At 61.5% G+C, this 15,320-nt stretch carries 15 protein-coding genes; 6 read left to right on the forward strand and 9 right to left on the reverse strand.

The features are described from left to right. Positions 1-74: 74 nt before the first annotated feature. Together ACZ6WW_RS01460 and ACZ6WW_RS01465 are read right to left on the reverse strand one after the other, a co-directional pair. Positions 75-1,421, reverse strand: a complete 1,347-nt coding sequence (locus ACZ6WW_RS01460) for an amino acid permease (protein ID WP_465272662.1) — start codon at positions 1,419-1,421, stop codon at positions 75-77. 17 nt (positions 1,422-1,438) lie between these two features. Then, a complete protein-coding gene (locus tag ACZ6WW_RS01465) occupies positions 1,439-2,077 on the reverse strand; it encodes a rhomboid family intramembrane serine protease (RefSeq protein WP_465272663.1) in 639 nt (212 codons plus the stop codon). A 171-nt stretch (positions 2,078-2,248) separates the two neighbouring features. Here ACZ6WW_RS01465 and ACZ6WW_RS01470 point away from each other — a divergent pair, with 171 nt between their 5' ends. Both ACZ6WW_RS01470 and ACZ6WW_RS01475 read left to right on the forward strand, forming a co-directional pair. After that, positions 2,249-2,965: a response regulator transcription factor gene (locus ACZ6WW_RS01470; protein ID WP_465272664.1), complete on the forward strand. Its 717-nt coding sequence runs from the start codon at positions 2,249-2,251 to the stop codon at positions 2,963-2,965. A 145-nt stretch (positions 2,966-3,110) separates the two neighbouring features. Further along, positions 3,111-4,685, forward strand: a complete 1,575-nt coding sequence (locus ACZ6WW_RS01475; RefSeq protein ID WP_465272665.1) for a M28 family peptidase — start codon at positions 3,111-3,113, stop codon at positions 4,683-4,685. Between the two features lie 220 nt (positions 4,686-4,905). Here the strand turns inward: ACZ6WW_RS01475 and ACZ6WW_RS01480 are convergent, their stop codons facing one another. The 3 genes from ACZ6WW_RS01480 to ACZ6WW_RS01490 all read right to left on the reverse strand — a co-directional run bounded on the left by ACZ6WW_RS01480 (position 4,906) and on the right by ACZ6WW_RS01490 (position 8,056). Continuing rightward, entirely contained in the window at positions 4,906-5,616 is a 711-nt protein-coding gene (locus ACZ6WW_RS01480) for a C40 family peptidase (protein WP_465272666.1), read from the reverse strand. Positions 5,617-5,874: 258 nt separating this feature from the next. Continuing rightward, positions 5,875-6,582, reverse strand: a complete 708-nt coding sequence (locus ACZ6WW_RS01485; RefSeq protein ID WP_465272667.1) for a YggS family pyridoxal phosphate-dependent enzyme — start codon at positions 6,580-6,582, stop codon at positions 5,875-5,877. A 52-nt stretch (positions 6,583-6,634) separates the two neighbouring features. Further along, entirely contained in the window at positions 6,635-8,056 is a 1,422-nt protein-coding gene (locus tag ACZ6WW_RS01490; RefSeq protein ID WP_465272668.1) for a M20 family metallopeptidase, read from the reverse strand. A gap of 184 nt (positions 8,057-8,240) precedes the next feature. Here ACZ6WW_RS01490 and ACZ6WW_RS01495 point away from each other — a divergent pair, with 184 nt between their 5' ends. From ACZ6WW_RS01495 to ACZ6WW_RS01510, 4 genes are all read left to right on the forward strand, one after another. Further along, positions 8,241-8,573: a ComEA family DNA-binding protein gene (locus ACZ6WW_RS01495; RefSeq protein WP_465272669.1), complete on the forward strand. Its 333-nt coding sequence runs from the start codon at positions 8,241-8,243 to the stop codon at positions 8,571-8,573. A gap of 115 nt (positions 8,574-8,688) precedes the next feature. Then, complete coding sequence (locus ACZ6WW_RS01500) at positions 8,689-9,165, forward strand: SET domain-containing protein-lysine N-methyltransferase (RefSeq protein ID WP_465272670.1); 477 nt, start codon at positions 8,689-8,691, stop codon at positions 9,163-9,165. 6 nt (positions 9,166-9,171) lie between these two features. Next, entirely contained in the window at positions 9,172-9,711 is a 540-nt protein-coding gene (locus ACZ6WW_RS01505; RefSeq protein WP_281852399.1) for a GNAT family N-acetyltransferase, read from the forward strand. Further along, on the forward strand, positions 9,708-10,271 hold the full coding sequence (locus ACZ6WW_RS01510) for a HutD/Ves family protein (protein WP_465272671.1): 564 nt from the start codon (positions 9,708-9,710) through the stop codon (positions 10,269-10,271). The genes ACZ6WW_RS01505 and ACZ6WW_RS01510 overlap by 4 nt, the downstream gene beginning before the upstream one ends. Positions 10,272-10,301: 30 nt before the next feature. Here ACZ6WW_RS01510 and ACZ6WW_RS01515 read toward each other — a convergent pair whose 3' ends face one another. From ACZ6WW_RS01515 to ACZ6WW_RS01530, 4 genes are all read right to left on the reverse strand, one after another. Next, entirely contained in the window at positions 10,302-11,462 is a 1,161-nt protein-coding gene (locus ACZ6WW_RS01515; protein ID WP_465272999.1) for a M23 family metallopeptidase, read from the reverse strand. 100 nt (positions 11,463-11,562) lie between these two features. Then, positions 11,563-12,090 carry a DUF6985 domain-containing protein gene (locus ACZ6WW_RS01520; RefSeq protein WP_465272672.1) on the reverse strand — a complete coding sequence of 176 codons (528 nt, stop codon included), beginning with the start codon at positions 12,088-12,090 and terminating at the stop codon, positions 11,563-11,565. An 11-nt stretch (positions 12,091-12,101) separates the two neighbouring features. Next, complete coding sequence (locus tag ACZ6WW_RS01525; protein ID WP_465272673.1) at positions 12,102-12,995, reverse strand: hypothetical protein; 894 nt, start codon at positions 12,993-12,995, stop codon at positions 12,102-12,104. After that, positions 12,995-15,232: a M1 family metallopeptidase gene (locus ACZ6WW_RS01530; RefSeq protein WP_465272674.1), complete on the reverse strand. Its 2,238-nt coding sequence runs from the start codon at positions 15,230-15,232 to the stop codon at positions 12,995-12,997. The genes ACZ6WW_RS01525 and ACZ6WW_RS01530 overlap by 1 nt, the downstream gene beginning before the upstream one ends. Between the last annotated feature and the right edge of the window lie 88 nt (positions 15,233-15,320).

Below are 15,320 nucleotides of genomic sequence, written 5' to 3' on the forward strand. Positions count from 1 at the left end.
ACTGTGCCCCCTCTCCTCTGGCTTTGCCGGGGGAGAGGGCTGGGGTGAGGGGGCCGGCTGCTCGCGGGAACCTTCTAAACCACCATCCGCCTCTTCACACCCAAACCCACATAAGCCACCGACAGCAACAACACCCACGCGACACCCACATACAGCGCAACGCGCGTATCAGGGCTGTAGCCGAGCATGAATACCACGAAGGCGAAGAAGGCCAGGCACACCACGCTGCTTAACGGCCATAGACGCAACGGGAATGCGGTGGGCGTGACTTGCTTGCGCCGAAAGCTGAAATGCGCGATCAGCACCATCGACCATGTCCATACGGTGTTGAAGGCGAGGATCGACATCATCATGGCGAAGATGCGTTCGGGCAGCAGGAAATTGAGCAGCACGCCAAGGATCAGGCAGACGAGTGTCACCAGGATGCTACGCACCGGTACGCCATGGTCGCCTACATGCGCCAACCATTGAGGTGCCTGACGCTTGCTCGACAGGCTTTGCAGCATGCGGCTGGCGCTGAATGTGGTGCTGTTGAAACCCGATAGTGCTGCCGTGATCACCACGAAATTGATCAGGCCGGCGGCTTGCGGGATGCCCAGCTTCGCGAACGTGGTAACGAACGGACTGCCGGTGGTACCCAGCTGATTCCACGGGTACAGCGCCATGATCACGAACAGCGCGCCGATGTAAAAAATCAGAATACGCCACAACACCGAATTGACTGCGCGCGGAATCGTGCGTTGCGGCTCGGCGGCTTCGGCCGCGGCCATGCCGATGGTTTCGATACCGCCGAAGGCGAACACCACCACGGGTAGCGCCAGCACCATGCCGGTGATCCCATGCGGAAACCAGCCGCCGTGTTGCCAAAGGTTCCCCAGGCCCACCGGCTTGCCGCCATTGCCCCAGCCCAGCCAGATCATGGTGGCGCCACCGATGATCATCAGGATCACGGTAACGACCTTGATCGCGGTGAACCAGAATTCGAGCTCGCCGTAGACCCTCACCGTCATCAGGTTCAGGCCGCCGATCATGACGACCGAGCCCAATACCCAGATCCACTGCGGCAGATCGGGAAACCACGGCTTCATATAGATGCCCACGGCCGTGCTTTCGGCAATGCCTACGCCGACCATCAGGATCCAGTAGTTCCAGCCGGTGAGATAGCCGGCAAACGGGCCCAGATACCGATGCGCATAGGTGCCGAACGAACCGGCCACTGGATCGTGCACGGCCATTTCGCCCAGCGCGCGCATGATAATGAAGATCATCACGCCGCCGATCATGTAGGCGAACAAGACCGAAGGACCGGCCAGGTTGATGGCGCTGGCCGAACCGAGGAACAGGCCCGCGCCAATCGCCATACCCAAGGCCATGAAGGCGATATGACGCGGCCGCAGCCTGCGCTGAAGATGGTTGCTCATGAAAAATCCAGCCGGGGTCAGCGCATCAGACGGCGCTTGGGTTTGATCGGAAATTTGCCGCGCCAGTACTGGATGAGCACGTAGCCGCCCACCATACCGCCCAGATGCGCGAAGTGGGCCACGCCCGATTGGGTGCCGGTGACGCCGAGAAACAACTCGATCGCCGCGTAGCCTGTTACGAACAACCATGCGGGCATCGGAATCGGCAACAGGATCAGCATCATTTTCTCATGCGGATACATCATGCCGAACGCCAGCAATAACCCGAAGATCGCGCCGCTCGCACCCAACGTCGGATAGAAGCCGTTCGGAAACCAGTACATGACCATCAACTGCGCCAGAGCGGCAACGATCAGGCAAACAAAATAGTAAATCGTGTAGTCGCGAGCACCCAAGGTGCGCTCGATGGTGCCGCCGAACATGAACAAGGCAAGCATGTTGAACAGCAGGTGCGTGATGCCGCCATGCATGAAGGCGTAACTCACCAGCTGCCAGACGCGAAAGCCCACCGAGAAGTCGTCGCCGATCCGGTCCGGCCCCAATGGCCAGAGCGCGAAATGGAGCAACAGGGTCGTCCCCATGAACTGCTGCAGCAGATAGACCGCGATATTGACGATCAGCAGGTTACGGGTAACGGGAGGGAGGTCCAGCGGCATGCGAAAAATCCATTCAAATCAGCCAGCCAAGACTAACGGTTGCCGCCCCTCCCGTCATGTCGCGGCATCGTGCCGCAGCTTTGGCGGGTCACCACCGTTCATGAACCTTGGCACGAGAAAGCGGCATCAACGCCACGCATCCATCTTTACTTCCCATCCAGGGCTTAATTCATGACCCAACCGCAACGCATCCTGGTGGTGGACGATGACCCCGACGTCCGCTCGATGCTCAGCGACCACCTGGCCCAGGCGGGCTACCAGGTCGATACGGCCCAGGACGCCGCCGCCATGTGGCAATTGATTGCCCGCTCGCAGCCCACCTTGATCGTGCTGGACATGACGCTGCCCGGCGAAGACGGTCTTGCCCTGTGTCGCCGCCTGCAAGCGCACGGCCACCCCGCCGTGATCGTGCTGGGAGCGCTCGATGCGCCGGCCGAGCGCATCACTACATTGGAAACGGGTGCGGACGACTACGTTGCCAAGCCCGTCGACCCGCGCCAACTGTTGGCCAGGATCAGGGCGCTCCTGCGCCGCATGCAGGCGCAGAACGATGGCGCCGACAATCTCGGCCTGTTGAGCTTCGACGGCTGGCAGCTCGACCGGCGGCGGGCCCGACTGATCTCGCCGCGAGGTCAGGCCATCGCCCTGGGCCGAACCGATCACCAGGTGTTGTGTGCCTTGCTCGATCACGCCAATTGCGAAGTCAGCCGCGAGTACCTGGTCGAACATATTTTTCAGAAGAACTACCTGCCAAGCGATCGCGCGATAGACATGAGCATCAGTCGACTACGACGGCATCTGGATAACCATTCCACGCACCCGCAGCTGATCCGCACGGTGCGTCATGTCGGTTATATGCTGACGGCACAGGTCGAACCGGGCACATGATGCACGATAGCTTGCGCGTAACTTTCTGTTGCGTTGCAAGATAAAGCATGGCGAAAATCGCCGGAATAGTCGCATGATCTTGCGCGTTTTCAGTCGATCCTGACCTCGCTACATTGTCTGTTGGGGACAATGAGGAGAGGCGCGCATGCGCCGTTTATCAGTAGCCGTCGTGACCGCATTGCTGGTCTGCGGTTGCCATCATCATCCGAACAACGAGAAGGCTGCCACGTCATCACCGGAGGCACTCTTCTCTCCGGGTATCGTCGCACCCGACCTCGCCCAGCACCTTCGTGCACTCGCCGAACGCAATGGCCATGGCGACGACAATCAGCAGGTCGTCGATTATGTTGTCGCGCAATTTCAGCGCATGGGTCTGGAGCCGGGCAATAACGGTAGCTGGCTGCAGGACGTGCCTTATCTCGAAGCATCCGTGCACGCACCGCAAGATACGCAGCTGAGCCTTGAAGGCAGCAACGGCACGACACGTCTTGCCTACGGCACCGATATGCTCGCCAGCTCGCCGGCCAACCTCGCGCATGTCGCATTGACGCAGTCGCCGCTGGTGTTCGTGGGTTACGGTGTCGATGCGCCCGATCAACAATGGAACGACTACGCGGGCATCGATGTGCGCGGCAAGACCGTGATCGTGCTCAGCAACGATCCCGGTTGGAGCGGCCAAGACCCCAACTTCTTCAAAGGCCGCAACTTTACTCACTACGGCCTGTGGGCCTACAAGCTGGAAGAAGCTGCCAGGCAAGGCGCCAAGGCAGCCTTTATCGTTTACGACCAGGCGGCCACCGGATCGTCCTGGAGCGCTATCCAGAATGGCTGGAAGCGACCGCAGCGCAGCCTGCCGCAACGCGAGAACGAGGCGCGCCTGCCCGTCGCCGGCTGGCTGAGCACCGCGGCTGCACAAGCCCTTTTCGCCCAGGCCGGACTGGATTTCGCGACACTGCGTCAACAAGCGTCGCAACGCGGTTTCAAAGCCATGCCGATGACGCTGCAAGCCAGCATCACCATCGATAGCGACATCGTGCAGAAACACACGTCCAACATCGTCGGCAGACTGACAGGGACGCGTCAGCCCAATGAGGCGATCGTCTATTCCGCGCATTGGGACAAGATCAGTCACGACGGCAATCCGATCCGCCGTATGGTCGACAGCAGCTCGGGCATGGCCGGCATGCTGGAGATTGCCGAGGCGTTCGTGCACAGCGCACCCAAGCCGCATCGCAGCGTGCTGTTCCTTGCCACCGCGATGGGCGATTCGGGCATGCTGGGTTCACGTTTTTATATCGAGCATCCGCCGATTCCGCTGCAGCAGACCGTCGCGGCCATCAATCTGGACACGTTACCGATCGCTGGCCCCGACCGCACCATTGCGCTGATCGGCTACGGCCAGTCGCAGCTCGATGATTACCTGGAAGCGGCGGCAAAGATGCACCATCGCAGCGTGACGCCCGATCAGGCGCCCGAACGCGGCTTTTTCTTCCGCTCCGATCAGATCAATTTCGCCAATGCGGGCGTTCCTGTGCTTTACGCCAGTTCGTCGGCACAGCGAACCGCCGATGCCGGCGAGCAGAGCTTCGATATGCATGGCGCGATAGAAGATCTGCGCATGCTCTATACGGTCGGCGACAAGCTCTCGATGGAAACGAGCTACCCGCAGTGGAAGCCGCATAGCGACTTCAAGCGGCCGGCAACGATCTCGGGGCGTTGACGTAGAGCCTCAGAAAACTCGGTTTTCATCGTCGCCCCGGCGAAGGCCGGGGTCCAGAGTCTTCAACATGTTCAGACGTAAGACGCTGGGCCCCGGCTTTCGCCGGGGCGACGGAGAGGTTTTTTTTTGAGGCATCCCGAAATCCGTCACGCCATTAGCTCCGCCCACAAAAAAAGCCGCCCAGAGGGCGGCTTTGAACTGTGGAACACAACTTGAGACCTTAGCCGTTCTGCAAGATGCCTTCCGGGCGCTTGGCGCCGGCGAAGCGCTTGGCCCAGTAGGCCTCCTGCAGATTGTCCACGCGCACAGTCTTGCCGCGCGAAGGCGAATGAATGAACTGTCCGTTGTCGATATAGATACCGACGTGGGAGATGCGACCGCGGCCGCCACGACCGGCGGTGCGGAAGAACACCAGATCACCCGGGCGCATATCCGCGCGCTTCACGGCGAGACCGGCGACAAACTGGGATGCCGAGTTGGTGGGCAGTTCCAGGCCGACCGCATGGGCGAACACGTAGCGAACAAAGCCGCTGCAATCGAAACCGGTGGACGGATCATGACCGCCGCGCACATAGCGGATGTCACGCAGCTTCATCGCCAGACCGATCAGCGCGTGGCGCAGATCCATCCCGTTGGCGTTGTCCAGCTCGCCGTCATCGTCGGCATCGGCCATTGCGTCGACCGAATTGCTCTTGGCATCGTTGGTCGACGCCGGCAACTCGGCAGTCAGGTTGCTCGGCACCACCGACTGGGCCAGGCCCGGGGCCGGAGCAAACACCGGCAACTGGGTCATCAGCAACGGCGCAGCGGTCGCGAACTGCGATGCGGAGACGTCTGCGGAAGCTTCGGGAGCGGTTTGAGCGAGAAGCGGAGCGGAGATGAAGAAAGCGGCAGCCAGGGCGGTAGCTACGGACAATCGCTTGAGCGGCATGCGGGACTTTCCCCTGTTGCTATTCAAAGATTGGCCGCCTGCATGGCTGGCGACCGTGACAAGGGAGTGAAGTTAGCAAAGAGACATAGCCCGTTTGTTCGATCGCGGTTAACTGAACTCGATCGTTCCAAAACTCATTGGCGCGCCCAATTCCATGTCAACTCAATGAAAAATAACAATTTTCTATTGTTATCGCGGCGTGGAGACGGAATAAATGAACCTGATAACCCTGCCAGTACGCCAATTCATACCTAGAACTTAAGTCCTACGCCCGAAAATGGCGGTACCGATGCGCACCTCGGTCGCACCCTCAGCGATGGCCTGTGCGAAATCGCCGCTCATGCCCATGGACAGTCGTGGCAATACCCTGCCTCGGGCCACGGCCTGATCCCGCAAGTCGCGCAGCTGACGAAAGCAGGCGCGTACGGCATCGGCGTCATCGGAGTTCACCGCCATGGTCATCAGCCCGCCAACACGCAACGTCGGCAGGCCATCGAGCGTGTCCAGAAAAGCCGGTAGCTCAGCCGGGTCCAGTCCCGACTTGCTTTCCTCCGACGAGGTCTTCACCTGGACCAGCACGTCCAGTGTGCGACCTTCGATCTGCAATCGCTTGTGCAGGGCGTCGGCCAGCTCCCACCGGTCCAGCGACTGCACTTCGGTGGCCAGCCGCGCCACATCCTTGGCCTTGTTGGTCTGCAGATGCCCGATCACTACCCAGTCGATGGCGCAATCGCTCAAGGGGCCGGCTTTCTCGCGAATCTCCTGCACCTTGTTCTCGCCGAAGCGATGCAGTCCAAGCGCGACGGCAGCGCGTACCGCCTCGGCGGGAAAGGTCTTGCTGACCGGCAGGATCGACACTTCGGCAGGGGCGCGCCCCGCCGCCACGCACGCCGCGTCGACGCGCTCGCGCATGGCCGCCCAGTTCGCGGCCAGATAGGAAAAATCGTTGTGCTGGTTATCGGACATGGCTATCGAGCATAAGCCGACGGCGGTAGTGCCGCCGGCTTCATGTCATCCATCAGCCTGCGCGCTGCGCGAAATGGCGCGCCACCACTTCAGCCACCACCATGCTGACCTTCTTGCCGGTCGGAATGTGCAGGAACTCGTTCGGCCCATGCGCGTTCGAGTGTGGACCCAGCACGCCGGTGATCAAGAACTGCGCCTGCGGAAATTTCTCGCCCAGCATGCCCATGAACGGAATGCTGCCACCTTCGCCCATGTAAGCGGCAGGCGTACCGAAATAGTGCTCGGATGCGTCGGCCACCGCCTTTTCCAACCACGGCGAGAGCTGCGGCGCGTTCCAACCGCTGCCGTCCTTCTCCAGCTTGAAGCTGACTTTCGCACCGTACGGCGGATCTTTTTCGAGCAACGCCTTGACGAACTGGCCGGCCTTCGCGCCCGACAAGGTCGGCGGTACGCGCAAGCTGAGTTTCACCGAGGTCTTCGGGCGCAACACATTACCGGCGCTTTCCAGCGGCGGCATGCCGTCGACACCGGTCACCGCCAATTGCGGGCGCCAGGTGCGGTTGAGCACCAGCTCGGTGAGATCTTCGGTGACCGGCTTCATGCCTTCAACAAACGGGAACTTGTCGTACACCGCCGTACCCAGCACGTCGGCCGAACGCCTGGCTTGTTCGATACGTTGAGCCGGGATATCGACGTACAGCTCCTGTGGCTTGATCTTGCCGGTTTCCTGGTCTTCCAGGCGGCTGAGCAGTTCGCGCAGGATGCGGAAACTCGACGGAACCACGCCCGACGCGTCACCCGAATGCACCCCTTCTTCCAATACCTGCACGGTCAACTCGCCACCGGTCATGCCGCGCAGTGACGTGGTCAACCACAACTGATCGTAGTTGCCGCAACCGGAATCCAGACACACCACCAGCGAGGGGTTGCCGATGCGCGATGCCAGGTGATCGACGTAATACGGCAAGTCGTAGCTACCCGATTCCTCGCAGGCCTCGATCAACACCACGCAACGCGCATGCGGAATGCCTTGTTCATGCAGCGCCAACAAGGCGGCGAGCGAACCGAAGATCGCGTAACCATCGTCCGCGCCGCCGCGACCGTAGAGCTTGTCGCCCTTGATCACCGGCGTCCACGGTCCCAGGCCTTCGGCCCAACCGGTCATTTCCGGCTGCTTGTCGAGATGGCCGTACAACACGACGGTGTCGTCGTTCTGCCCGGGCACTTCGATATAGATCAGCGGCGTGCGCCCTTCCAGCCGTACGACTTCCAGCGTGGCACCGGGCAGCGACGACAGCTTCGAGCGCGCCCAGGTTTCCATCAGCTTGACCGCCGCATCCATGTAACCGTGCTCGACCCACTTGCTGTCGAACATCGGCGACTTGTTCGGAATACGGATGTACTCCACCAATTGCGGAACAATTTCCTCATCCCACAATCCGCTGATAAAGCTGGAAAGGCGAGCGGTATCCATGGCGGGTCCTCGAAAGCGGAAAAGCGGGCATTGTAACGCGACCGCCAAGCTGAACGACGACGCCCACGCCAGTCCTCGCTGACAGCTGCTTGCCGCCAGAAACGCGCATCAACGGCGTTCAGGCCGGCTGAAACCCCTAGGCGAAAAAGCCAAAGTGCGAAGACACCCATCAAGAGGATTTCGCATGTTCCGTCCGTTTCTCGTCTTCATCGCACCATTGATGATGTCGTCGCTGATGTTCGTTCAATCCGTCCATGCTGCGACCCCGGTCAATATCAACACGGCCGATGCCCAAACCCTTGCCGATTCGCTGGACGGGATCGGCTTGACCAAGGCACAGGCGATCGTTGCGCAACGCGAGGCCCATGGACCTTACAAAAACGTGGACGAGCTGGCCCAGGTGAAAGGCATCAGCACCAGCCTGGTCGAGCGCAACCGCGACGCTCTCCGGCTGGCCGACGCGGCCCCGGCGTCGGCCAGCAAGGCCGCGGCGAGATCCGCCAAGGCCAAGGAATAAGCCCGACCTTCCCGTGCCGGCACCGGCACGGGAAATCCCTCGCTCTGTCCGCTGCGGCCCTGGCGAAGCGGTGCAGTTGCATTACACTCGCCGCACTTCAACCACCCCTGCCGCCATGATATTGCCGCGTTACAGCATTGCCGCCTCCACCATAAGCGGCGCAGGCAAGGGCTTGTTTCTAGAAGAAAAAGTGGTCGCCGGACGAATCATTACCGCACCCGACGAGATCGATCGGACCTGGCGCCACGACGAGCTGGACAGCGACCCCGAGCTGAAAGCCCAGATGTACGCTGCGGCACGCTGGTTCGAGGACCGCTATACCTTGTCGCCCGATTGGCCTGACGAGTGCTATATCAACCACAGTTTTACGCCTACCGGCCTGTGGCACCTGGGTTTTATCTTTGCGCTCAAGGATTTGCCTGTCGGTGCCGAAGTAACGGTCGACTACCGCCATCTACTGCCGCCGGGGCAGGAAGAAGACTTTATCGACACGGCTACTGGTGAGAAAATCATCGGCTTGTCCTGGCACGAAAGCTTGTCCTCGAGCACCCGGGCGCTTAGTGCGCTGCTGGACTCCGCCCACCCTCGTTGATCTGCGATGTCCGATATACCCACCCTCGAAACTCCGCGTCTGCGTCTCACGGCACTCACTGAGCGCCACTTCGACGACTACGCCGCCATGCTGGCGGACCCGGCCAATACGCGCTGGCTCGGCGATGGCGAGCCGCTCGACCGCACGACCGCCTGGCGCTCGCTGGCGATGCTGCTGGGTCACTGGCAGCTACGCGGTTTCGGCATGTGGGCGATCGAGCTCAAAGGCACGAACGAATTCATCGGCCGCGCCGGCCTGATGCACCCGGAAGGTTGGCCCGATACCGAGCTCGGCTGGATGCTCAAGCCCGATCATCGTCACCATGGTTACGCAACGGAAGCGGGCCAGGCGATTCTCGATTACGCCTGGAACCACCTGCGACTGCAGCGCGTCATCAGCCTGGTACGCATCGGCAACGAAGCCTCCGACCGTGTCGCCGAACGCCTGGGTGGCGAACATATCGAGGATATGGATTTCCACGGCAACTCCAATCACGTCTTCGCTTACTACACCCCCTGTCAGACACGGCGCGTTTCCTACGCATGAGTTTTGTCCGCCGTCTGGACACCGATGCGCTGCGCGAGCAGCCTTGGGCCAACGGCACGGGTAGTACGCTGCTGATCGACAGCGGCCCGGATTCGGATCGGTGGCAATGGCGCCTGAGCATCGCGCGCATCGAGCACGATGGTCCTTTTTCGACGCTGCCCGATACGCGACGTGCGTTCGTTCCGCTCGATGCCCCGATTCGCTTGCGCTTTCAGGACGGTCGCGAGCGCGAGCTGCTTCGATTGAACCTGATGACATTCGATGGGGGCGATGCGCCCCATGCCGAGCTTGTCGACGGTACGACGCGTGCGTTCAACCTGATGCTGCGTGGCGATGCTCAGGCTCAGCTGATCGCGCGGCCGTTGAACGGTTCGATGTTGTTGCCAGCGCGCGCGAACTCACGCTGGTATGTGCATCTGCTTTCCGGGCGCGCGCAGTTGCATGTCGCGGGTGAAACCCATGCACTGGATAGCGGCGATCATGTGTGGGTATCGTCGAAGACGGGAACGCGAACGCAGTTGGAAGGTGGCGGCGAAGTAATACTGGTCGAGTTGGGGTGAGGGGGCGCTCTTAACCATCAAGCCGCAAACTCACTTCCCAAACTCAACAACAACATCGTTCAACGGCAACTGCGAACGCCGCGCCTCACTGCCGGCAGCCTTCCAGGCATCCCCCATCCCGAACAGTTGCCCTTCCGTTTCCGGACCGAGCAGATCGAAACGATCGAACACATACGGGACGCCTTCGGAGCCCTCGAACGTCGCGGCATTCGCCAGCTGAAAATGCAGATGCGGCGCAGCCGAATTCCCGGACTGGCCAAGACGCCCCAACAGCTGGCCCCGATGTACATGATCGCCGGGCTTGACCGCGACGCTACCGCGTTGCAAATGGGCATAGCCGGCAAAGACACCCGGCGCAATCTTCAACACGACATAGTTGCCGAACAAACCATCGGTGGTCAGCGCAACCGGCTCGGGCTGCGCCTCGAGCGGTTTGTGTTCGGGCTGATCGCTGCGCGTACTGACCACCACACCATCGGCGACGGCAATCACTTCGGCACCATAACCCAACCAGTCGGCGTGACGACTCTGATGGATGTCAGTGACCTTGTCGCTCATCGCTCGCCCTCGCACATCGACACCAACCAGATCGATGGCGTATCGCTGCGGGATGGTCAGCTGTCCGTTGACAGCCACCAGGCTCCCCCAGTGATGCGATTGCGATGCGCCGGGACCTTCATGCGCCAGCCAACGACCGCTGCGCAAGGGCGGCCCGAGCACCATCGCCTTGGCCGAATTCACCTCTACCGATGCGCCGTCGAGCAATACCGGAGTCTTCTTGTCCGTCTCGAACATCATGCGGTGATGCAGGGTATGCGGTACGACAGCGCCTGCAGGCAAGGTGATCCACACAAAGACCACCGCGCGCTTGCCCGGCGCGATCGAAACAGGCGCGTGCTCTTCCGGAGCCGGCCGCACCCAGGACGCCAGTTGCTCGGCGGAAAGGCTAAGCAACGGTGTGCCGGCCTGGTCGCCGAAGACTTCCAGCCCCTCAGGCTTGAGCGGACCGGTATCGCCATAGAAGTTGGTGATGTGCAGCTCGTACGCCAGATGCGTTGCGCCGTCGCTGCCGACAAACGCGGTCGGCGCGAACGGCACGCGCGCCTCGACCGGTGCCAACGCTTCCTGAGCATGCGCCAAAGAAAATACCGCGCCCAGAACCCAAAACCATCCCAACGCCATCTTGCGCATCGTCACACCCGCATCCCCTAAAAGGCACACGCATGGTGCCCCAGGCACGCAGCTGATCACAGCTCCCCGGACAGTGACCAGTGCCGGGCGATGACCCGCGCTATAAACGACGGTAGATCACGTCCTGCAACGACGCATCGTCAAAGGCACTGCCGTTGGTCAGGTGACCATCGTACGGGCCGACCTTGCTCACACGGCTGCCATCACGGAATACGATCTGCAAGCCGTGCTCGGGCTCCCAATCGCAGTTGCATTCCAGCGACACATAAACCTGCTTGTCACCATAGGCCTGCCGACTGACTATCGGCTCGTCACCGAGCTGCACATACGACCACACATCATCCGGCGAGGCGATCTGCACATGAGCCTCATCGTCGGGTGATGTATACGCGACCATGTCCTGGTAGTAGGCGAACACGTCCAACGAGGCTGCCTTCAGGACAGCCTCGTCGGCGGCGAGAAAGTTGGCGATGGTGCGATGAAAATCCTGCTTGTTGTCATCTTCGAGATAGCCTTCGAGCACAATGCGGCACAACGCACCGCCGAGCACCGTGACCGGGCGCTCGCTGCTCAGCCACCAACCCGTACCTTCGTCTTCCTCGATGACACCAAGCCCGGGGATCTCCATGATGCCGCCTCCTAGAACGAACGCCGACCCAACGAGCGGGCGACTTCCGCCAGCGCGAACACACGCGCTGCCTGGGTCCAACCCGTCACCGCGGACAGCAATTGCACCAGCAGCACGCCACCAATCAGCCCGATCCAGCTCGCCGCGCTCCACTGGATGCGCAGCATCCCGAGCAACAGAATCAGACCGTAACCAATGGCGCTGATCAGCACATAGGTGAACAACGTCGTCAGCGGGCGCCGCAACAGCTGCATCACGCCCCGGGCCAACGCGATCGTTGCCGAGCGCAACGACGGATCGGCGATATAGGCCGAGCGCGCCGAATCGACGATCGCGTGAACCAGCACGAACAACACGCCGATCAGCCAATAGACGCTGTGCTCCCATTGGTCGCCCTGCGATTTCAGCACCGCTTTCTCGTCGTGCTTATCGGCGAAATCCGCGCCATGGCTTACCAGCCACGCCGCGCCGGCATACAGCAGCACCGACCACAGCAGCAGGCGGAACATTTTTCCGTACATGCTCAAGCCATTGTGCAGATGCTCGCCCATGCTCGGCGTACGGCCGGAGCGCCCTGCCCCGACGATCATGCCGTTGAGCCAGGGCGACAGCAGCAGCGTTACGAGCGTGCCCGCGATCGCAGCCGCCTTCAGTCCACCGCTCTGGTCGGCAACGATGCGCACGACATCGCCGGCCATCATGGCATCGAATTGTTTGGCCCAGGCATCGGCATGTACGGAGTGATCGAGCAGCTCGCTCAATGTTCCCCACACTGGCAACGCAACGACCAGCGTCGGAATCAGCAGGAGCAGCAGCCAGACCAGCAGCAGGCGCCACTGGATGGCGGTAAACAAAGCGCGGAACACCGCACCCATATCGACACGACGTGCATTGTTGTAGGCCATTACATCGTCACCAGGAAAGAGTAGAAGGCCTGCACCAATGCACTCGCATCGGCACTCCAGCGTCGCGACGCGGCGCCATGGCTGTCATCCGTGCGGCTGTCGTTGAGCTTGTTGTCGTCCAGGTAGATCTTCTGCTCGGGATCGAGCTCGGCCGAAACCACCTTCGAAGGCTTGATAAAGGTAAAGCGCGCCCACCGTCGATTGTCGGTCCAATGCACGTCTTCGCTGCTGCCATCGGCAAATTTCACGCGCAGCAGCTGCGGCACGGGCGCACCATCGCGCACCACGGTCACGATGCCACGCCATGAGAATGGCCCGGCGCTGTCCTTTGCCTTCGGATGCGCGTTGCTCCAGTCGTCACGCTGCTTGTCCACCTGCTTGTCCAGCGTCGCCTGATCGGCTTCGGTCCGCTGACTGCCTTTCACGTAGGTCCCCGGCTGCGGCAACACTTCCTCGTTGTCGATCGCATCGACACGGTCGTCGATGCGCGCCGTGCCGTAGACATACTGGTCGAATACCTGGTTGACCGTCTTTGCGTCACCCGAGGTATCGATCAGCGCCTGGCGAAGATCCGCCGCCGACGGATGGCGGAAGTGCCAACGCTTGTAGTACTCGCGAAAGCCACGCTCCATCACATCGTGACCGAGCCGCTCTTCGAGGTCGTGCATCGCCGTGGCCGTACGCGAATACACCGTGCCGTAGCTGGTGCTGGACAGGCGATTCCAGCTGTTTTCGCCCAGCGGATCGACCGGCTGGTCCAGCCCCGCCATGATGCGCTCCAGCACAAAGACATCGGACGAATAGTCCATGCCCAGCCAATGCATCCAGTCGACCAGGGTCAACACGCGCTGCTTGCGCTCGCGCAGCATGCGCTGGTCCCAATACTCGTTCAGGCCTTCGTCGAGCAGGGGCTCTTCGAATTCGTTCGATGCGAGCAAGCCATAGAAATAGCCGTGGCCGAACTCATGGATCGTGACGAAGTCGAGCTCGTAGGTATCGGAGGTTTCCGGATTGACCTTGTCGTAGCCCTCGGCAGTAAAGAACGTCGGGTACTCCATGCCGCCCGCTTCGGTAGCGTTGTACGGCGGCACCACCGCGGTGACCGTGTGATACGGATACGGCCCCAAGGTACGCGAGAAGAAGCCCAGCGAATCGATCGACGCCTTCAGCACCGGCTGCGCACTGGCGACGTACTCGGGTGGATAGATCACCCGCACCGCCACCTTCGGACTGCCCGGCCCTTCATAGCTGCCGTCGAGGGTCTTGTAGCCCTTGGCCGCCACCCAGGCAAAGTCGTGCACATCGTCCTGCTTGAAGTGATAGGTCGACTTGCCGCCCTGCTGCAGCGGCTCGCCCTGCTGTTGCCCGACCGCGCCGACCGTGTAATCGGAGGGCACGGTCAGTTGCACGTCATAGCTGCCGAAGTCGGCGTAGAACTCGCTGTTGAAGTGGAACTCGTGCACGTTCCAGCGAACCTCGGTGGCACCACGCTCGCCCGGCAATTCAAGCACGCCGATCTTGGGAAACCACTGGCCGACCAGATTGAAGTCGCCGAAGTAACCGGTGCGCTCGATCACGCGTGGCAACTGGCTGAGAAAACCAATGTCCAGGGTCAGCGTACCGCCGGCCGGCACCGGCTGCGCCAGATCGATACGCGCAACGGTCTGGTCGGTCTCGGGACCGCCATCGGGATGGACGAACGACCACTTCAGCATGTCGTTGCCCTGCTGCACCTGCTTCAGCTCGATCCAGCCCCACTCGCCTTTCTTCACCTGGGCTACGCCGCGCGAACTGCCATGCGCGGTCAACAGGTCGCGTTCGGTGAAGAACGTGCTTTGTGCGTTCTGGAAGGCATTGAGATAGAGATGCACATAGACGCTGCGCACTTCGCGGTCGCTGCGATTGCGCCAGGTCAGCTGTTCCCTGCCGGTGACGGCATGCTTGGCTGCATCCAGTTCCGCATCGATGCGATACGCGACCACCCGATCGGACAAGGTCGCTTCGGTACCGCTACGCTCGCCGCCCCAGGCATTGGGCGCGCTCGGTACGGCAACAGCGGCCGCATTGCCATGCACCAGCGGAATCTCCGCGGGTACCGAGGCCGCGGTGCTCGCTGCGGCGGGCAGCGACGCTGCCGGCGCAGGACCAGCCTGCTGCGCCCAGGCCATCGGGCCGAGACCGACACCACAAACCCACGCTGCAATCAGACAACGCGCCCTGCCTTTCCCAATGACCATCTGTGCCTCCCCACGTGACAAGCCAGCGTGCGACAAGCGCATACGCGTGGCATAGGCCAAAGGTCACGGATAGCGTCGAAACTTACTG

It is taken from the genome of Dyella sp. NPDC103356, from assembly GCF_055584465.1.